The sequence below is a fragment of the Mucilaginibacter pedocola genome, from assembly GCF_002013915.1.
GTDB classification, from domain to species: domain Bacteria; phylum Bacteroidota; class Bacteroidia; order Sphingobacteriales; family Sphingobacteriaceae; genus Mucilaginibacter; species Mucilaginibacter pedocola.
Genome location: NZ_MBTF01000012.1, coordinates 128,530 through 147,756, shown reverse-complemented (window position 1 = coordinate 147,756; position 19,227 = coordinate 128,530). Strand labels below are relative to the sequence as shown.

The window sequence follows — 19,227 nt, the reverse complement described above, 5'->3', positions numbered from 1 at the left end:
AGGTGTATGCGATGTGTGTTTTTTAGCTGATATTTGAAGCCTTAAGTAATTTATATCTAATGACTTACCGCCCGTTCACTCTTTTAATGCTTGCCTTAATGTGCTGCCTCAGTGCCCTTGCCCAAAAGCAGGACCTGAAATCGGAACAGATAGGCATTAACGAAGGATTATCGCAAAGTACGGTGCGCTGTATCTTTCAGGACCGGAAGGGTTTTATGTGGTTTGGAACCAAGGACGGGCTTAACCGGTACGATGGTTACAAGTTCGTAGTTTATAAAAAAGCCCAGCAGGCGGGTAATAATTTAAGCTCGAACGATATCAAGGCCATCACCGATGATAAGGAAGGAAACCTTTGGATAGCCACCTGGGAAGGCGGCATTAATTCTTACGACCCTCGGCTGAATACCTTTAAACATTACCAGCAAAACAACACGGGCAACAGCATCGCCAGTAATTTTATCGAGGCACTTTATCGCGATAGCGAAAATAAAATATGGATAGGCACAGCCGATAATGGGCTGGATGTTTTAAACCCGGCTACGGGTAAGTTCGGCCACTATAAAAGCAAGCCTGGCAAGGCCAATAGTTTAACAGGTAACAACGTGTCCGCCGTGCTGGAAGATAGCCGCCACAATATTTGGGTGGGTACCACCAGCGGGCTAAACCTGCTCGACCGTAAAACAGGCACCTTTAAAAGGTATGTGCATGAGGCGGGAAACGCCGAATCGATATCGGACGATAAAGTAAAATTCATTTTTGAGGACAGCCGCCATCTGATATGGGTAGGTACTTATGGTGGTGGGCTTAACCGGCTGGACCCTGCAAGCGGCAGGTTTAAAATATACACCCGTGAAAACAGCGCGCTAAGCACCAACTTTTTGCTGGCCATGGGAGAAGACATTCGGCATAACCTGTGGATAGGTACCGAGAACGGTGGGCTGAACATCTTCGACCCGCTGAAAGAAAAGTTCATCCAGTACACCTACACCGATAATAACTTAACCAGCATCAGCAGCAATACCATTAATACCATTGTTAACGATACCAAGGGCAATGTTTGGTTGGGCACGCTGAATGGTGGTATAAACCTGATCAAGCGGGATGCGGATAACTTTACCCATTACAAGCACGAACCCAATAAGAACAGCCTGAGCAATAATATTGTGAACTGTTTTTATGAGGATAGTAAACAAAACCTGTGGATAGGCACCGATGGCGGCGGGTTGGACCTGTTCGACCGTAAGCGGGGCTACTTTAGCAATTTGAACCATGCAAGGGGCGGGCTATCCAGTGATTATGTGGTATCGGTCACCGAAGATGCCCGCGGGATGATTTGGGCAGGTACCTGGGGCGGGGGCGTGAGTGTTTACAACCCGGCTAACAAACAGTTAAAATATTACCGCCATAACGCCAATGTACCCGGCAGCCTCAACAGCGATTACGCCTTTGCGCTTTTTAAAGACAGCAAGCAGCGCATTTGGGTAGGCAATTACGGCGGCGGTCTGGATTTGTACGACGAAAGTACCGACAGCTTTAAGCACTACACCCACGATAGTAATAACCTGCACAGCGTGGGTAATGATAATATTCTCTCGATAAACGAAAGCCGCAACGGCGATATTTTGGTTTGTACCGATGGGGCCGGGTTGGCTATTTTAAACCCGACAACCGGCCGCTTTACCAATTACAAAAGCAACGGCAGCACCAACAGCCTGAGCAACAACAGCGCAATATGCGTTTACGAGGATGCTGCCCTTAACCTGTGGATAGGCACAAACGACGGGTTGAACAAACTGGACAAGCGCGCCGGCAAATTCACCCGCTATTATACCACCAACGGGTTGCCGAGCAATCTCATCAAAAGTATAACCGGCGATGCTGCGGGTAATTTGTGGATAGCAACTACGGGCGGATTAAGCCGTATGAATTTGGCAGACGGCAGGTTCAAAAACTACACCATTGCCGATGGTTTGCAAAGTAATGAGTTTAAAACCGCCAAATGCTTTAGCCGCACCGGGCAAATATACCTGGGCGGCATAAATGGTTTTAACGAGTTTTACCCCGGGCATATTACCAGTATCGCGTTCGACCCGCCATTGCTTTTTACGGGCTTCCAGGTATTTAACCGCGAGGTAGCGGTTGATGCGAACGGTAAAACCATGAAGAGCAGCATAGCCTACAACGATCATGTAACGCTTAATTACGACCAGGCAGTTATCACCGTAGATTTTGCCTCGCTTAATTATGTGAATAAAGACAAAAAGCGTTACAGTTACATCCTCGAGAACTTCGACAGGCAATGGCACGACCTGGGCATGAAGAACAGCCTTACCTATACCAACCTGGATCCGGGTGAATATTACCTGAAGGTGCGCGGGCTTAATAACGAGGGCGTATATTCTAAAAATGTATTGGTTCTTAATATCACGGTGAGGCCCCCGTTTTGGAAGACCTGGTGGTTTTACACCCTCGTGGTAGCCTTCGTTGCTGCGCTTATCGTGTTTATCTTCTACAGACGGGTGGCATCTATCAGGCTGCGCAACAAAATATTGGCCGCCGAGGTGGAAAAACGTACCCAGGAATTGAAGCAGCAAAACATTATGCTGGAGCAATACAACCGTGAGGTGATCACCAAATCAGACCAGATCCTGAACCAGCAGGAACAGATAGTTTCGCAAAACCAGGAACTGGAAAACACCATTAACCAACTGGAGGTATCCAACAAAACTAAGGACCGCTTTTTCTCTATACTTGCGCATGATCTGCGGAACCCAATAGCCGCCATATCGGGCATATCCGAAAACCTTAAAAAGCAATTACCCAAGCTTAGCTCCGCTACAGTAGCTAAATATATATCCGATATCAGCAACAGCGCCGGCTCGGTGCTCGACCTGCTCATCAACCTGCTGGAGTGGGCCAAAACCCAAAACCAAAACCTCAGCTGTTTTCCGGCTAACCTCAGTTTGTACGATCTGGTGGTGAAGAACGAGCAATTGCTGCAACAGCAAATGCGCAACAAAAACATCAGCCTGAGCACCAGTGTAGATACCGCGCTGGCCATTTATGCCGATAAGGATATGATAGATACGGTTATCCGTAATATATTGGGCAACTGCATCAAATTCACACCAGCCTACGGGCAAATTTGGATAGAGGCCGAAGAATTGGAAAACGAGGTAAAGATCATCTTCCACGATACAGGCATAGGTATGACGGAGGAACAACTGGAAAACATCTTTACCATCGAGCGGCAGGTACTTTCCTTAGGTTCGGCAGGAGAGAAGGGCACCGGGCTGGGGCTGATGATAACCAAGGAGTTTGTGGAGGCTAACAACGGCTCTATCACCATTAGTAGTTTGCCAAACGAGGGTTCAACCTTTATCATTAAGCTGCCAAAAGGAGTTTCGGCATTATCCACGCGCGTAGCCATTGGCGGCGAGGGCAGGGCAGAGGCCGAAAATTATTTTAAAGACGTATTTGCCGAGCACAAGGTGGAGAAAATAAAAGGCAAACGCATTTTGTTTGTTGATGATAACTATGAGATACGAATCTACCTGAGGCTGATACTGGAGCCTTCTTTCGAGATAATGGAGGCCGAGAACGGCGAGGATGGTATCAATGCCGCCATACGCATGCAGCCCGACCTGATCATTTCCGACATGATCATGCCCGTAATGAGTGGGTTGGAATTGTGCAACGCCGTGAAGAGTAACGAACTCATTAGCCATATCCCCATTATTTTGCTTACCAGCCAAACCAATCACGATAGCCAGCTGTCGGGCTACGAAGCAGGGGCCGATGCCTATTTGATGAAACCTGTTAGCCAGCCTATTTTGTTCCAGGTGATCTACAACCTCATCATGACACAGATCCGCATGCGCTCGAAATACGCAAGTTCGGATGAGTTATACCCCGATACCGTTACCTACAACAAAGTAGATAAAGAGTTTTTGGATAAGGTAGTAGCTTATGTGGAAAGCAATATTGCAGATGCTACACTGGATAGCCGCAAAATAGGGGAGTTTACTGCCATGAGCCGTACGGTATTGTACGCCAAATTTAAAACACTTACCGGGCAGGGCGTGCACGATTTTATCCGGAGCATACGGGTGAAAAAAGGGCTGCAATTGTTGTTAGAGGGCAGGTATAACATCAATCAGGTATCTTACGAAGTGGGTTTTAACACACCATCCTACTTCTCCAAATCATTCATCAAGCAATTTGGTATACCGCCCAAGGAGTATATCAGCAAAGTGCAGAAGGCGGGCAAGTATTCCTAAGATCGGGATATTACATTCTATAATAAACGCGAATTTATAAGACGTTCCGATGGAACGTTGATATTTATTATTGGTTTTGTCTACCCATAATACGCCCCGATGGGGCGTAGAAAATCGTTCCAAAGGAACGACTTATCGGTAGACAGAAAAGAAAAGCAAAGGCTAGGTACGTTCCATCGGAACGTTTTATGAAATATTGGGGCAGCGAAATAAAAAACCCGGCTTGCAACGCTGCAATACCGGGCCCTCCTCTTTAACGAAGTCAACTAAAACTTATAGCGGGGTGAATTTAAATTCGTGCACTATAATTTCTACTGTATTATTACTTGCGGGCGCATTCCCCTGGAATAGCCATAAATTCATGTGAACGGGCATGCTCAGCGTACTGATAGAATTTGGTGGCGATGAGCAGGTAGTAGTGTAAGCCAAATTGGTATCGTCATCGTAAAAGCCATTCAATGTTTTAAATACCACTGATGAGGCGGTGCGTTTGAACCTGTTGGTAATGTATGTGCCGCCTGTGGTAAAGGTGGTAGCCGTGTGGTAATTGGCCGGCCCTTGCCCTTGTTTTGGGTACACCGTGTAGTTTGCCCATGGGTTATTGTTTACGCCCCATTTAGCATATTCGATATCCATTTCGTCGTACCCGTCTACGCCCGAGTAGTTGAAGAAACCCAACACGATGTTTTTATCCAGATTGTTTATAGCGCCCTCAACCTTCCATTGGTAAGTGCCATAGCCGAAGCTGGTTAAGCTGGTTACCTCGGCACATTCCCATACGCCTGTAGTTGCATTTTTGCTGAGTTTTAAATGCAGATAGCCGTTAGCATCAACAAAGGCATTGGCACCTTTCCAGCGGTTAGGGCCGGGGCCTGCGGTACCTGTCCCCGAGTCTTTGATGGTCCAGGTGTAGCCGCTGAAAGATAGCGTAGCAAAAGTTGTTTTCTTGCTGTCGGTACTTTCGGTTGTAGTGGAGGATGGTGTGCTTTTTTTAACTGCATCCTTACTACAGGATGCCAGGGCACAAACTACTAATAAACAGTACGATAACTTTTTCATAATGCTTGGTGTTTAAGATGATATAATGATATTTGATTAATTCTTAAATATCTTTACGTCAATTGGTTAGCCAAATGTAGGTGCGAAGGCCACTTGAAAATTTCCTATAGTCCGCAATTTTAGCAATAGCGTCCTAAATGCTGTTTTATTGAAAAAACTTGCCTGCGGGCGGGTATATTTGTAAAAACGACGGAATAATTGGTGATGACAGGTACGCAGCAGCAAGTAAATATTGGGGGCACTTCGGTGCTCGGCCAGAACGGGATGGTAGTTTGGCTAATGGGCCTATCGGGAGCGGGGAAAAGTACCATAGCCAGGTTGCTGAAGCAAAAGCTTGCAGAGGAAGGAATCTTTGCCATAAGCCTCGATGGAGACGTAATGCGCGAAGGCATTAACAAAAACCTGGGCTTTAGTGATGCCGACCGGCTGGAGAATGTGCGCCGCGTGGCAGAAGTAGCCAATATGCTGGCCAACAATAACGTGGTAGCTATATGCTCGCTTATAACCCCACTGCACGAGCATCAGCAAATGGCCCGCGAAACGGTGAATGCGCCATATTTTGAGGTGTTTGTAGATTGCCCCATTGCCGTTTGCGAAGAGCGCGATGTAAAAGGCCTTTATCAAAAGGCCCGCAAAAACGAGATAAAAGGTTTCACGGGTATATCCGCACCATTCAAGTCGCCGCAACACGCTAACCTGATACTACACACTGCCGCCGAAGAACCAGCCGAGAGCGTGGCTTTACTTTACCGCGAAATAATTCAGTTGATAAAACCTTAATTTACTTTCACTAAAAAGCCCCCATTCAATAAAGATGGTTTGTTGTACGGGAAGGGCTGCCCGTCGGGCATCGTCATTACCGCTCCTGCTCCCTCGGCAATAGCTTGGCCTGCTGCGGTATCCCATTCCATCGTTGGGCCGTGGCGGTAGTAAATTTGTGCCTTCCCTTCAGCTATCAAACAAAATTTAAGCGAGCTGCCTACCGATACCGTTTGGCTGATGGGATATTGGCTTAGCAGGGCCGCTTCTTCTTCCGAGGCATGCGAGCGGCTGCCCACGGCAATCCAATCGGAAGGTTTATTATCAACTTTTAAATATACTTTCTCTCCATTGGCATCAACGTTATAACTGCCGGTATCTTTGCCGCCATAATACATTATACCTGTTACAGGTACGTATATCACACCAAACACCGGTTGGTTTTGTTGCATCAGTGCAATGTTCACGGTAAACTCGCCATTGCGTTTAATAAACTCTTTTGTGCCGTCTAAAGGGTCTACACACCAGTAAGCGGTGTAGTTTTTCCGGATATCGTAAGGCGTATCTTTTTCTTCTTCGGATATAATGGGGATGGCCGGGGTAAGTTGGCGCAAGCCCGAAACAATTACCTCGTTAGAGGCTTTGTCGGCAAGGGTAAGCGGCGAATTATCTTCTTTCAACGTTACTTCTGCCGGGCCGGCATGGTATACTTTTAATATGGCTTCGCCGGCCTCTTTGGCTATCGCCAATAAATGCTGAAGCGAAAACGTGGGTAAGGCGGGGAATTGGAGTACTTCTTCTGTAGGTGCCAAATGCTGTAAATTAATTGCAGGCAAATTTGCCCGTGTGGCAATTTAGCAAAATACGGGTAACCGCAAACCGTAAAAGCGGTTTTAAACTTTCAGGCGGCCTTTCATCACCATGGTTTTCCAAAAGTAGGGCAGGCGGCCGCAACCAATAAAATCGGTTACTTCAAAGCCGGTTTGTGTAAGTAGTTGGCCTAACGATTCGCGCGACCAAAACTTGATATGGCCGCCAACCGCAACGGCGTTTGTATGCTTATCCCATTTGTTAAATACGGCCAGCATCAGGTTTTTCCAGTAGCCATGGTAGGGGGTAGTAAGCAATAATTCCCCGCCGCCGTTTTTCACCAGCACATCTTTACAGAGCGCCATAAAGGTAAATGGGTTATAAATATGCTCTATCACCTCGGTCGATACAACGGTATCGAACGGTAAGTCGCGTATTTCGGCAGGGAGTTGGTTATCGTCGAGGTCCTGTATAAAAAAGCGGCCGGGGTTTACTTTGTTGGCAATAGCAATGCCGCTCTGGGAGGCATCTATGCCATAGGCGTTATACCCCTGCGATATCAGGTAGTTTACCAGGTAGCCGTTGCCGCAGCCAAGGTCAACAATGCAACGGTTTTTGTCTTTACTCAGTAGCGAAAGTACAGCGGGTTGCGTGTATTTCCAAAAGGGGCGCGCGTGCTCGCTATAGAAACTGTGCTCCTGGTATTCTGCCATAATTGTGATATATATTGCCGCAATATAATACATTTTTGATAACAGAAACGCACTTTTGGCAATAAAAACGCAAATAGGTAAAGGCCTGTAGCATACGTTTTGGCCGCGGCGGTAAACATGCCGGCTCTAAATATTATTGGTGCTTTTCAGCGCCCAAAATACCAGTACAGGTTGAAAAAATAAACGCAGAAACCTTTTTTTATCAGTATTGAGCCCGAATGCATTGCGTTGATTTTTATACTGTGCTATATTACCCGGGAACACGCCGACAAAAAAGCCGGCCGCAGCTTTACCCACTGCTTCCTGGTAACTATCGGGCGTAAATACCAACGCGCTGCCTAAAGCAATTTCGGCAATGCCCGAGTATAAAACGGTGTCATCCGTATCCAACGGAACCCAGTTTGGCACCTGCGCCCTGAAAGGTTTGCGGGCAAAGGTGAGGTGGCTTATCCCCGCCAAAATTAAATTAGCGCCTAATACTATACGCGCGGCTTTTTTAATGTGCTTTGCTTTCACGGTAATTGGTTTTAGGTTGATGGTTGCAAATACCGTTCCAAGCCTTACGTTAATATCAACAACAGGTGCCCGGCAATCACTCTGCATTTACTCAAGCAACATTCACCAAATTGTAATAACTCTTTTACCAACCACATACACAATAAGCAGTTGCATGCGCTGTTTTAGTAGCGGTTAAACATATATCACACCCTCAAAAAAAATGAAGCCCTCATTTAAACTATTATTACCCGCAGCTTTTATGTTGCCGGCACTGGCATTGGCCCAAAACAAAAACGATAAACCTACTTTGCAGCCTCCCGCAAACGCCATTGTAATTGATGGTAAGTTGAATGATTGGGGCGACAGCCTGCGCTACCTGAACGAAGAAAAGAAGATACCCTACACCATAGCCAATGACAATAACAATATATACGTTGCCCTGCGCATAAGCGACCATGCCGAACAGCGCCGGGCACTAATGGCTGGCATAACTTTTTCTATAGACCCTAAAGGGAAAAAGAAGGAAACTTTTAGCGTTACCTTCCCTTATACCGACCCGGAGGCCATGCCTGCCGAACGTGTGCAAGCCCCGCCAACCGACGGGCAGCCGCCCCAACCCGGCAGCGACGACGACCGGCAGGAACGTATGCAGGCCTTGCTAACCCGTACAAAACAAATAAAAGCAACGGGTTTTGCTGATGTGCTGAACGAGGTAATGACCACTGCGAATACCTACGGCATAAAAACGGCATTGGGAATAGATAACGAGGGTTTCCTGGTGTTTGAGGCGGCGGTGCCCATTAGCATGTTGCATGTAGATAAACCTGAGAAAAACGAATGGGCCTTTAATATAAAAATTAACGGATTTAGCCGCCCCAAAGACGGCGATAGGCCCGAGGGCGGACGAGGCGGCGGCATGGGTGGCCCCGGTGGAATGGGAGGCATGGGCGGTGGCCGCGGCGGTATGGGCGGCGGCGGTGGACGCCGTGGAGGTGGCGGTATGCGGGGCAACCGCGGCGGCGATGGCGGGAGCTACAACAGAAGCGAAGCATCTAAACCGGTAGATTTTTGGGAGAAGTATTATTTAGCAGGAAAATAGGGGCTCACAAAAGCCCATTAAACGCAAAAAAGGTTAGCCGGCAAACCCGGCTAACCTTTTCTTGTTCATCTCTAACCTCTATTTACAATACAAGGCCAGTTTATCTCCCGCATCTTTAGAGCCAAGGCTTGCAGCTTTGTTAATATCGGCACAACCGCCGGTTTTATCGCCACGCTGGGATTTGATAACCCCTCGGTTTAAGTAGGCTGCTGCATTTTTAGGGTCCATGGTAATTACGGTATTCAGGTCGGCCAATGCAGGTGCCCAGTTTTTGAGGTTACTGCGTGCTTCGGCGCGTGACATGTATACTTCAGCGCTTTTTGGTGCCAGGCGGAAGGCGGTTGCAAGGTCCTTTTTCATTGCCAGTGTGTCGCCGGTTAAGCTCTCGGCAATGGCGCGGCCTGTGTATGCCTTCACGTTATTTTGATTAAGCAGCAATACGTTAATGTAATCGTATACTGCCCCTAAGTACTCCTTTTTCTCCAGTTTCAGGTCGGCGCGGGCAAGGTAACCATCGTCGTTGGTTTCGTTTAACGATATTCCTTTGTTGATGTTCTGCAACGCTTCGTCGTATTTCTTTAAGGCTACCAAACTATTACCTCGGTTTACATAAGCTTCCGAAGACGATGGTGCCAGTTTGATGGCCAGGTCATGGTCGGCCATGGCGCCTGTCATGTCGTCAAGCTTGCTTTTGGCCACGCCACGGTAGCTGTAAAAGTTTACGTTTTTAGGGTTCAGCACAATGGCATCATCGAACAGTTTAATAGCAGCTGTGTAACGCCCGGCCGCTATCAGTGCTTTGCCATAGGCAATATACAGGTCGTTGTTTTGCGGGGTCGATTCTATGGCAGCTTTATAATCACTAAACGCACCTTCCACATCGCCGCTTTTCATTTTAGCGCGGGCGCGATGTAGTAAAGCGTCGGGGTTGCGCGGGTCGAATGTAAGCCCTTTGTTGTAAAGTGCTATAGCCGCTGCAAAATCCTGCTGGCCGGTTTTAATGTCTCCACTGCCTACGTAAGCATAAGCTGCTTTAGGCTCTATTTTAATTGTGGTATTAAAATCATTAAGCGCTGCTACGGTATCACCCATTTCTATATGTGCCTTTGCACGCGACATATAAGCATAAGCATTTTTAGGGTTAATTTTAATGGCCGTATCTGCATCGGCAATTGCCGAGGTAAAATCCTTCATGTTTACCTTTACGTCCGCGCGGTTTTGGTAAGCCTCGCCGTATTTGGGGTTAATGCTGATGGCCTCGCCCAAATCCTCCAAAGCGCCGGTACGGTCGCTCATGTTGTTTTTGGCAATTGCGCGGCCCAAATAGAGCTCTGCTTTTTTAGGGCTTTGCTCAATGGCTTTATCAAAAAACTCTATCGCGCCTTTATCGTCATCGGCATTGCTGGCCGCGGAGGCAAGGTAATGGTACAGTTCCGGCATTTGCGGGTTGAGTGTAATTACGCGGCGGTAATCGGTTATAGCACCTTTATAGTCGCGCAAGTTCACTTTAGCATTGCCGCGGTAAAACCAGGCTTCTGCATTGTTGGGTTCGCCTTTTATGGCTTCATCATAATCGGCAATGGCGGCTTTATATTGGCCAAGGTTGCCTTTAGAGTTGGCCCGGTAAAATATTACTTCGGCATCGCCGGGAAGCAATTTTTCAGCAGTGTTAAAGTCTACAATAGCGCCGGCGTTGTCGTTCAGGTTGGCCTTAGCTACCGCTCGGTATTTAAATAGTTCGCCTTTTTGCGGGTTTATGGCAATGGCTTTGGTAAAATCGTCAACGCTGCCCTGGTAATCTTTCAAGTTGCTTTTGGCGTTGGCACGGTAATGCCAGGCATCCAGCAGGCGAGGGTCAAGGTTTAGTGCTTTGGTAAAATCGTCAACAGCTCCCTGGTATTCACCAATATTGCTTTTGGCATTGGCACGGTAAAGGTAGGCTCTTGCAACGCCGGGGTTCATTTGAATTGAACGGTTAAAATCGGCTATTGCCTCCTTGTAATCCTTCATGTTTGCTTTTGTGTTGCCGCTGGTTAGGTATTCACTTGCAGACTGGGCCATGCAATAAGCAGGCAACAAAAACAGCACAATTAATAATTTCTTCATTAATTTATTTTTCAAATATGCCTAAAATACGTAAAACCGGGCAAAAGGTTTGCCAAGTTAAGTAAATGCGCCTGTTTTAAGCTATAGATAAATACAACCCCAAGCTATAGGTAAATAGCTTAATTGAAAATAAAAAAGGCACAGCGGTGAGGCTGTGCCGGTTAATATTTTACGGCGATGGGTTTTAAACGCATCGCTGCAATTGGGGAATCAATTACTCGTTATTCGAACCCACCATGCCTGTTGGCTTTGGTTTGCGCGGGCCATTCGCTTTGTTTGCCGGTGCGTGGGTTTATGCCCAATACGGCTTTCTCGCGTGATGTTTTTGCAGGGTCTTCGCAGGCCATGTACACCAATATAGCAGTAAGCATAGCGTTGTTCTTCACATCGTCGAAAACTATCTTGTCGTAAGTATCGCGGTTGGTATGCCAGGTATAGTTGCCGTAGCTCCAGCTGTTAGAGCTTAGTGAGAAACCCGGAGCGCCAACAGCTACGAATGATGCAAAATCCGACCCGCCGCCACCCGGTGTGCCCGGGAAGTTGGTGGTAATTTGCTCGCGAATGTTAGCCGGTACTTTGCTCAGCCAGCGGCTAATGTAGTCGTAGCTGTTCAGGAAACCCTGCCCGCTGATATTTACTACGCGACCGGTACCGTTGTCTTGGTTGAACAGAGCCTGAAGGTTAGCAACAATTTCGGGATGATCTTCTACAAAGGCGCGCGAGCCATTTAAGCCCTGCTCTTCGCTACCCCAGTGGCCCACCAAAATGGTACGTTTTGGGTTAGGGTAAACTTTTTTCAGGATGCGCATGGCTTCCATCATGGTTAAGGTACCTGTACCATTATCGGTAGCACCCTGCCCGCCATCCCAAGAGTCGAAGTGGGCAGACAGCATTACATATTCTTCTGGTTTTTCGGTACCTTTTATCTCGCCTACAATGTTGAAGGTTGGTACAGCGCCGAGTTCTTTCGATTCGGTTTGTATTTTAATGGTCGGTTTTGTTCCGTTTTCGGTAAGGCGGTACAGCATGCCATAGTCTTCTAAAGCGATATCAACGGTAGGTACTTTTTTGGTATAAGCACCAAATATTTTATCAACCCCAAAACCAGCCGACCAGTTAGAAGTAATTACCCCTACAGCGCCGGCTTTTTCCAAAGCAGGAGGAAGGGTGCGGGTAGTTAGGCCAGTGTTGGCAATACGTTTGCGCCAGGCCTCGGTTTGGGCGGTTCGGGCCTCTTTCATTTTGTCGAACGATTCTTTGGTAGCAAATTCCGTCCAGTTGTAATCGGGGCGGCCGGTTGGCTGCATCATCGATATCATTACAAATTTACCTTTCACCGCAGGCAGCCATTTTTGAAAGGCAACCGAATCAGCAAATTCGGGCAGGATGATGGTTTCGGCAGTAACAGCCTTTTTCATGCCCGGGCTCCAGGCCAGTTGCGTGCCCTCCAGCGATTTGATTCGTGGCGTCACCATATCAATGTGCGACACGCCACGTTCCCAGCCGCGCCAGTCGCCCCATTTTTCGTAACGGGCGGTGATGCCGTATTCTTTATATTTTTCCAGCGCCCATTGGCCAGCCTTCTCCATTTGCGGGGTACCCACCAGGCGCGGGCCAATACCATCGAACAACTGCTGCGCCAATGGCACCAATTGCGAGTTCTCGGTTTCTTCTTTTACAATGTTATCTATCACAGGGTCTTTTACCTGTGCCGATGCAGTAGCCGCTGCAAACAAAGCAGGCAACAGCAATAATTTAACGCCGGGTAAGCGCGATAGGGTACGGGTGTGTTTCATATAAACACTAATTTCATTAATTGGATCGAATTTAGCTAATAGGGTAACACGATTATTACTAACCAAATTGAGTTAACACTAATTTTTCTAATTACTTCGAATCTCACGAATTTCTAAGCTATGATTTGTGTCATTCGATCTAATTCGTGCAATTCGTGTTAATTTTTTAAAACCAAACCCCGCATCCAAGCCTTATTTATTAAACATACTCTTTAAAGCTTATGGCTCAACTGGATGTGCAACCTAAAAAACGAAGTTCTGCCTGGATATGGGTGGTGATATTGCTGGTAGTAGTAGGTGTTTTATTTACGCTCTACCGGGGTTATAACAAAAGTTACCATCCCACAGAATTAAAAACCGTACCTGCCGATTCGGCGGCAAAAGATACCGTGGTGAAAAATGATACATCGATCACCCGAGATACCGGCGTGACGGACACAGCTGCAATGGATACCACGAGCTTCTAATAAAATATGATGGACAGTACCTTAAATTTTTACGATATGGCTTCAATTGATAGTGCGAACGATTACAGCAGGCTGCAGGAATTGAGCGAAAGCGATTTCGAGATAGCCGACGGGCAGCCTAACATACAGGGCTGGGACGTAAGGGACTCTGAAAAAAATAAGATAGGCGAGGTGGATGAATTGTTATTCAATCCACAATCGCGCAAGGTGAGGTATATTATCCTGCACATGGAGAATAACGATATCGGCTTAGAAGACGGGCGCATTTTTATCCCCATTGGCGTGGCCGAACTGGATGAAGAGCAGGATAATGTGATTATTCCCGATGTTACCAAGGCGCAGATACTGGCCCTGCCGCTATACGAACGCGGGCGCGAAATAGATGCCGACACCGAGGCGCAGATACGCAACGTGTTTGTAAAACCCGATGCACCGGCCATGCTCGGTACCGATTTTTACGACCACGACCACTTTAACGAAACCAAATTCTACGGCAAACGCCGCCAACCCGGGAATGATACGGTAAGCCAAAGTTACCTGGATACACCGGAGGTGTAGGTTTAAAGTCCGAAGCCTTAAGTTGAAAGCCTTAAGAAAGGATATAAGCATACCCCACTTAAGGCTTCAGGCTACATATTTTCGACTTTAAACTACGTACGGGGGCGTTTTAAATTATAGGCTACCAGGTAATTTAGGTTATCGGTAACAACGGTGCGTTTATCAAGTTGCAGTTCGTCCTTACTGAAGGTTTGGTTTAACCGCGATTTTATTTGATGGTAAACCTCTAAAACCGCCTCGGGCAACATTTTAGTAGCTATAGTGGGGTGATATGTTTTTTGAAGCTGTTTCTTTTCAACCTCGTTCACAAGGCTGAATTGCCAGATTTCATCGGCTTTAAAACCGTGTTCGGCGGCGGTGTTCATTAGGTCGTACAGGTAAAGGCGGGTCTGGTTTTCTATAGTTTTTTGGTCCATTGGGGCTTATTTTTTCTTCGATGTAAGATCAGCAGAAGAGGTTTTCTTACCCGACTGATAGTTCGATACCTTTTTATTTACGTTAACGCTTTTTTCCTTCTTCGTTTCTTTGATCTGTTTCTTATCCTTACTCATGGCGATGTTTTGGTAATTTCTTAAATCTACCTTTATTTATTGAAAATGAGCGAGTTTTTTAAATAAATTAAAGTAAAAGTTTAATTTAGGGTATAATGCGGTTTATTATACCTACCTTGCGCACTTATCAAAAAATAATATAATGTCAAAAGAAGGAACTGTAAAGTTTTTCAACGAAACAAAGGGCTTTGGCTTCATATCACAGAGTGATAGCAGAGGCGATGTATTTGTACACTCAACAGGTTTAATTGATACTATCCGTGAGAACGATAGTGTAACGTTTGATGTACAAGAAGGCAAAAAAGGCCCAACCGCGGTAAATGTAAAAGTAGTTTAATAAATCACTATAAAATTAATCGTGAGCATCTGCCGTAAGGCAGATGCTTTTTTATTCCCTTAAAATAAATTTCAAACTAACCCACATACCCATATGGCTAAATCGCAGGCATCGTTCATGAAAAAACAACTGGAAAAAAATCGCCAGAAGAAAAAAGAAGATAAGGCACAACGTAAACAGGAGCGTAAAGACAACCCCGGCAGTACCGACCTGGATAGCATGATGGCTTACGTAAACGAATTTGGAGAGATAACCTCAAGGCCTCCCGAAAAATAATACCCGCGTTAAGTTCAACTGCTTAACCTTACAAATAAACGGCAGCTATCGTGAGATGGCTACACGCTTAATACTCCCCTGAAACCACGCGCTGCATAGTAAGATTCTGCACCGTTGTGGTAATAAAATACAGTATCGTAGCGCCTGTCGCAAAAAACGGCGCCTCCCAGTTTACGTATGGCTTCCGGGGTTTGTATCCAGCTTGATGTTTTCAAATCAAACTTGCCCAGGGTTTGCAGGTGGCGGTATTGCTCCTCTGTAAGTAATTCTATGCCTATTTCGGCCGCCATATCCAGCGCGCTACTGGCAGGCTTGTGTTCTTTACGGGCATCAAGCGCGGCGCGGTCGTAGCATAAGCTGCGGCGGGCTTTAGGGCTTTCGGCTGCGCAATCGTAAAATAGGTATTCGCCCGTTGTATTATCCTTACCAACTACATCGGGTTCGCCGCCTGTTATTTCCATTTCATCAAGCACTGCCAGCTTTTCGGGGTTGGTTGCCAGCTTAGCCTGTACATCTGGCCAGTTTATTCCCGCATGGCGTGGCATGTTTTTTTCGAAACGGGTTTTTAAAACACCCATCAGCTCGGCGGCTTGTTCGGCCGCTAATGTTTTTTTAGTGCTGCTCATCGTTTTGCTAAATTATTAATTAACTGAAACTAATTTTCTATCTGCCGGCCTAAAATACCAGGATGTAATAGTAAGTGCTACCAACAGCATCGGCCCGAAAAACTCTTTTGCGCCATCTCCCGCGGCCAAATGCGAAAACACCGCACCCGATGCAACAAAGAAGAAACCTGCATATGCCCACTCTTTAATTAAAGCGAATTTAGGCAACAGTACAGCAATTACGCCCAGCAGTTTCCATACGCCAATTATAGTTAAAAAGTAAACGGGGTAGCCCAAGTGGCTCATCATCTTCACCTCGTCTTCCAAATGTATTAGTTGTACTACACCGGTTGATGCCATACCCAATGATAGCCAGAGTGTAGCTATCCAGTAAATAATTTTGTTGCGTTTTTCCATATCAGGTTATTTTAGTTTTTGTACAATATCTTGAAGGCGGTTGTGCGCCATGTTTAAGCCCTGCGCAAAAGGTAGCTGTAACAAACGCTCACGGTCGGCGGCCGATTTGTATACAATGTGAATGCTAAGCTTGCTTGTTTCGGGTGTTAGCGCCTCAAAGCTTAGGTACTCCAGTTGAATGGGGAAAGGGGTATTCTCCATCTCGAAGGTGCGGGTAATGCTTTTATTGGGCACGATATCGTGTATGGCGCCATTGGCCCTGAACGCTACCTGCCCATTGGGCCCATAAGTTTCAAACTCGAAACCGCCATGCTTTTTGTTTTCCAGTTTAAGCACTTTAGTGCCCATCCATTGTGCCACTATTTCGGGCTCCACATAAGCTTTGTATACAAGCTCTACGGGCAGGTCGAACTCGCGGGTTATGGTGAGGTCTTGCCGGCCGTCTTCGGCGGTTATTTTGGTTTTTAGTTCCATGGTTATGCGTCGTTTTTGGTTTGATAGGCTTTCATAATGCTTTCGAGTTTATTAAAGCGGTCGTCCCACATCTTGCGGAAGGGTTCAATAAAGTCGGCCACTTGTTTCATGCTGGTTGCGTTGATGTGGTAATAAACTTCACGGCCCTGCTGGGTTTGGCCCACCAGTTCGCACTCGGTAAGTATCTGTAAATGTTTAGATATAGTAGGGCGGGCGGTATCAAAATTGGCAGCAATAGCGCCGGCCGACATGGCCTGCGAAGCCACCAGCAGCAATATGGCACGGCGGGTGGGGTCGGCAATGGCCTGGAAAACATCTCTGCGTAAATTCATAATATGTAGCTATTTGGCTACTAATATATGTGTAGTTATTTGGCTACGCAAATTTTGTGCGATAAATATTTTTTTGGCTGATGAATGATGCGTTTATTTAGGCTCTCATTACCAATATCAGCCATGAAAAAAAGCGCCTTCAAAATCCTCTTATCAATTCTGATGAGTTCTGTAGTTGCCATATCATCATTCGCGCAGGCGAATTTTAACAGCAACGGCAAGCAGGTGGTTCGTTTCTCTACCCTTGGCGATGCAGTAGACGCGCACGATGGCGAGATAGCGCAGTTTAATGGTACGTATTACCTTTACGGCACCAGTTACGATTGTGGCTTTCAGTGGGGGAATAAAACGGCACCGTTCTGTGGTTTTAAAAGCTACTCATCTGCCGATATGGTGAACTGGAAGGATGAGGGTTTTCTGTTCGATGCCAAAACACCCGTATGGCAATCACGCTGCGATGGTAAAACTTATGGCTGCTTTCGCCCGCATGTTATTTTTAACAAGAAGACCGGGCTGTATGTGCTTTGGATAAACGTTTACGATAACGTGGTCGGCTATCGCGTATTCACAAGTAAAACTCCAATTGGCCCTTTTGCAGAAGTTGCCGAACCGCATTTGGCAGTAAACAGCACTATGCCGGCAGCAGGATTAAATAACGGCGACCACGACCTGTTTGTAGACGATGACGGCACCGCGTACCTGGCCTTTACCGACTGGCGCACCAAGGGCACCATCGTAATAGAAAAACTAAGCGATGATTACCTAACCGGCACCGGCGAACACGTAAAAGGCATTACCGAAGGCGAAACCGAGGCCCCAGGGCTTTTTAAGCGTAAAGGAATTTATTATGTGACTTATTCTGACCCCAACTGCGGTTATTGCTCGGGCACAGGTACATCATACCGCACAGCACCAACACCATTGGGGCCATGGAGCAAAGGCATCAAAATAAGCGATAACTCCTGCGGCGGGCAACCATCTTTTGTATCAACTATAAAAATAAACAGCGAAACCGTTTACCTCTACGGCAGCGACCTGTGGAACAACGCCGCCAAAAACGAGGCTTTGGCCAATTTTTATTGGGCACCTTTAAAGTTTAATGCCGACGGCGCTATTGAGCCATTAAAATGCAACGAAACATATGCCTTACCAAAGGGAATACATCATTCGGAAAGGGCATGGGACCTTAAATGCGATATTGGCGGAAAAACGCAGCGCGCACAAACTTTTAAAGCTATGCGTTCAACAATGTTGAGTAACCTGAGCATTACGGTTTTCCAGAATAATAACCCCAACGCGCCGCTGGTGGTAGAAATTTATAAAGCCGGTGCCAATCATTTACCTACAGGTAAACCATTGGCGTCGCAAAGTTTTGAAGCGGCTGAGATTGGCTGGTCGGCGCGAAATATTTTTGTTAAACCAAATATCAGGGTGGTGAAAGGGCAGGAGTATGTTATGGTATTAAAGTCGGCATCTACAGCGGGGTGTTATGGTGTCGCCCATGCAGGAGAAAAAACAAGATCAGTTGCAGCATCCTTAAGTACCGACGGTGGCGCTACATTTATGGCGAACGAAGAAAGCGGGGTACTAAAATATGAGGTGCTTGTTAAATAGCCTGAAATCCTTTTTTAAAGGTACAAGCCTTTAGTTCCCAGCCAATGGCCTCGTAAAATTTAATGCCAGTGGTGTGGGCGATACCTGTGGACAGGCGCAGCCCGTTGCAATCGAGTTTCGCGGCAATATTTTCGGCGTATGCTAATAGTGCTTTGCTAATGCCTCTGCCACGGTGTGCGCCATCAACCACTAAATCGTCTATATACAAATGCTTGCCGTGCACATAATCGTGCAGAATGCGATAGCCCATCAGGCCAATCAGTATGCCATCTTCATAAGCGCCCACAAGCGTGTATTGGTTGGCTTGTTGCGCCAATTTGTAGATGATTATAAACTCTTCGAACTTAATATGTTGCCGCAGTTGCTTCAATAAGCCGAAAGCATCTAAAAGCGAATCGGCAGTAATGTTTTCAATATCCATAAGCGTTTTATATTGCTTGAACTGACGCATTTTAAACTACTCATGTTACATCTCG

21 protein-coding genes are annotated in these 19,227 nt (G+C 46.5%); 8 read left to right on the top strand and 13 right to left on the bottom strand.

Going from position 1 to position 19,227, the window contains the following annotated elements; all coding sequences use genetic code 11:
• Nucleotides 1-59: 59 nt before the first annotated feature.
• Nucleotides 60-4,280, top strand: a complete 4,221-nt coding sequence (locus BC343_RS13095; protein WP_078348239.1) for a hybrid sensor histidine kinase/response regulator transcription factor — start codon at nucleotides 60-62, stop codon at nucleotides 4,278-4,280.
• A 273-nt stretch (nucleotides 4,281-4,553) separates the two neighbouring features.
• Here the strand turns inward: BC343_RS13095 and BC343_RS13090 are convergent, their stop codons facing one another.
• Nucleotides 4,554-5,339, bottom strand: coding sequence for a glycoside hydrolase family 16 protein (locus BC343_RS13090; RefSeq protein WP_078348238.1), 786 nt, complete (start codon nucleotides 5,337-5,339; stop codon nucleotides 4,554-4,556).
• 204 nt (nucleotides 5,340-5,543) lie between these two features.
• Between BC343_RS13090 and cysC the strand changes: the two genes are divergently transcribed.
• Nucleotides 5,544-6,119, top strand: coding sequence for an adenylyl-sulfate kinase (cysC, locus tag BC343_RS13085; protein ID WP_238381768.1), 576 nt, complete (start codon nucleotides 5,544-5,546; stop codon nucleotides 6,117-6,119).
• Here the strand turns inward: cysC and cysQ are convergent.
• From cysQ to BC343_RS13070, 3 genes are all read right to left on the bottom strand, one after another.
• A complete protein-coding gene (gene cysQ / locus BC343_RS13080) occupies nucleotides 6,116-6,910 on the bottom strand; it encodes a 3'(2'),5'-bisphosphate nucleotidase CysQ (RefSeq protein ID WP_078348616.1) in 795 nt (264 codons plus the stop codon). The genes cysC and cysQ overlap by 4 nt on opposite strands.
• Nucleotides 6,911-6,991: 81 nt before the next feature.
• Complete coding sequence (locus BC343_RS13075; RefSeq protein WP_078348615.1) at nucleotides 6,992-7,621, bottom strand: class I SAM-dependent methyltransferase; 630 nt, start codon at nucleotides 7,619-7,621, stop codon at nucleotides 6,992-6,994.
• Between the two features lie 126 nt (nucleotides 7,622-7,747).
• Entirely contained in the window at nucleotides 7,748-8,137 is a 390-nt protein-coding gene (locus tag BC343_RS13070; RefSeq protein ID WP_078348614.1) for a DoxX family protein, read from the bottom strand.
• Nucleotides 8,138-8,339: 202 nt separating this feature from the next.
• Here BC343_RS13070 and BC343_RS31375 point away from each other — a divergent pair, with 202 nt between their 5' ends.
• A complete protein-coding gene (locus BC343_RS31375) occupies nucleotides 8,340-9,218 on the top strand; it encodes a hypothetical protein (RefSeq protein WP_078348237.1) in 879 nt (292 codons plus the stop codon).
• Nucleotides 9,219-9,296: 78 nt separating this feature from the next.
• On the opposite strand, the gene BC343_RS13060 is transcribed toward BC343_RS31375, so the two are convergent.
• Nucleotides 9,297-11,324, bottom strand: coding sequence for a tetratricopeptide repeat protein (locus BC343_RS13060; RefSeq protein ID WP_078348236.1), 2,028 nt, complete (start codon nucleotides 11,322-11,324; stop codon nucleotides 9,297-9,299).
• Nucleotides 11,325-11,545: 221 nt separating this feature from the next.
• The gene (locus tag BC343_RS13055; RefSeq protein WP_078348235.1) at nucleotides 11,546-13,120 is read right to left on the bottom strand and encodes a M20/M25/M40 family metallo-hydrolase; all 1,575 of its coding nucleotides are present in this window, start codon (nucleotides 13,118-13,120) and stop codon (nucleotides 11,546-11,548) included.
• Nucleotides 13,121-13,341: 221 nt separating this feature from the next.
• On the opposite strand from BC343_RS13055, the gene BC343_RS13050 reads away from it, so the two are divergent.
• Complete coding sequence (locus tag BC343_RS13050; protein WP_078348234.1) at nucleotides 13,342-13,587, top strand: hypothetical protein; 246 nt, start codon at nucleotides 13,342-13,344, stop codon at nucleotides 13,585-13,587.
• A gap of 36 nt (nucleotides 13,588-13,623) precedes the next feature.
• Nucleotides 13,624-14,145: a PRC-barrel domain-containing protein gene (locus BC343_RS13045; RefSeq protein ID WP_162276865.1), complete on the top strand. Its 522-nt coding sequence runs from the start codon at nucleotides 13,624-13,626 to the stop codon at nucleotides 14,143-14,145.
• 92 nt (nucleotides 14,146-14,237) lie between these two features.
• Here BC343_RS13045 and BC343_RS13040 read toward each other — a convergent pair whose 3' ends face one another.
• Nucleotides 14,238-14,561, bottom strand: coding sequence for a hypothetical protein (locus tag BC343_RS13040; RefSeq protein WP_078348232.1), 324 nt, complete (start codon nucleotides 14,559-14,561; stop codon nucleotides 14,238-14,240).
• Nucleotides 14,562-14,567: 6 nt separating this feature from the next.
• Nucleotides 14,568-14,696, bottom strand: coding sequence for a hypothetical protein (locus BC343_RS31805; RefSeq protein ID WP_262493374.1), 129 nt, complete (start codon nucleotides 14,694-14,696; stop codon nucleotides 14,568-14,570).
• Nucleotides 14,697-14,838: 142 nt separating this feature from the next.
• Here BC343_RS31805 and BC343_RS13035 point away from each other — a divergent pair, with 142 nt between their 5' ends.
• Together BC343_RS13035 and BC343_RS13030 are read left to right on the top strand one after the other, a co-directional pair.
• Entirely contained in the window at nucleotides 14,839-15,033 is a 195-nt protein-coding gene (locus BC343_RS13035) for a cold-shock protein (protein WP_078348231.1), read from the top strand.
• A 93-nt stretch (nucleotides 15,034-15,126) separates the two neighbouring features.
• A complete protein-coding gene (locus BC343_RS13030) occupies nucleotides 15,127-15,309 on the top strand; it encodes a hypothetical protein (RefSeq protein WP_078348230.1) in 183 nt (60 codons plus the stop codon).
• A 59-nt stretch (nucleotides 15,310-15,368) separates the two neighbouring features.
• Here the strand turns inward: BC343_RS13030 and BC343_RS13025 are convergent, their stop codons facing one another.
• The 4 genes from BC343_RS13025 to BC343_RS13010 are packed head-to-tail and all read right to left on the bottom strand — an operon-like array spanning nucleotide 15,369 to nucleotide 17,137.
• The gene (locus BC343_RS13025) at nucleotides 15,369-15,935 is read right to left on the bottom strand and encodes a DUF4256 domain-containing protein (protein WP_078348229.1); all 567 of its coding nucleotides are present in this window, start codon (nucleotides 15,933-15,935) and stop codon (nucleotides 15,369-15,371) included.
• 15 nt (nucleotides 15,936-15,950) lie between these two features.
• Complete coding sequence (locus BC343_RS13020; RefSeq protein WP_078348228.1) at nucleotides 15,951-16,331, bottom strand: DoxX family protein; 381 nt, start codon at nucleotides 16,329-16,331, stop codon at nucleotides 15,951-15,953.
• 6 nt (nucleotides 16,332-16,337) lie between these two features.
• Nucleotides 16,338-16,805 carry an SRPBCC family protein gene (locus tag BC343_RS13015; RefSeq protein ID WP_078348227.1) on the bottom strand — a complete coding sequence of 156 codons (468 nt, stop codon included), beginning with the start codon at nucleotides 16,803-16,805 and terminating at the stop codon, nucleotides 16,338-16,340.
• A gap of 2 nt (nucleotides 16,806-16,807) precedes the next feature.
• On the bottom strand, nucleotides 16,808-17,137 hold the full coding sequence (locus tag BC343_RS13010) for an ArsR/SmtB family transcription factor (RefSeq protein WP_078348226.1): 330 nt from the start codon (nucleotides 17,135-17,137) through the stop codon (nucleotides 16,808-16,810).
• A 123-nt stretch (nucleotides 17,138-17,260) separates the two neighbouring features.
• Here BC343_RS13010 and BC343_RS13005 point away from each other — a divergent pair, with 123 nt between their 5' ends.
• Nucleotides 17,261-18,751: a family 43 glycosylhydrolase gene (locus BC343_RS13005; RefSeq protein WP_078348225.1), complete on the top strand. Its 1,491-nt coding sequence runs from the start codon at nucleotides 17,261-17,263 to the stop codon at nucleotides 18,749-18,751.
• On the opposite strand, the gene BC343_RS13000 is transcribed toward BC343_RS13005, so the two are convergent.
• On the bottom strand, nucleotides 18,744-19,172 hold the full coding sequence (locus BC343_RS13000) for a GNAT family N-acetyltransferase (RefSeq protein ID WP_143822170.1): 429 nt from the start codon (nucleotides 19,170-19,172) through the stop codon (nucleotides 18,744-18,746). The two genes, BC343_RS13005 and BC343_RS13000, sit on opposite strands and share 8 nt — an antisense overlap.
• Between the last annotated feature and the right edge of the window lie 55 nt (nucleotides 19,173-19,227).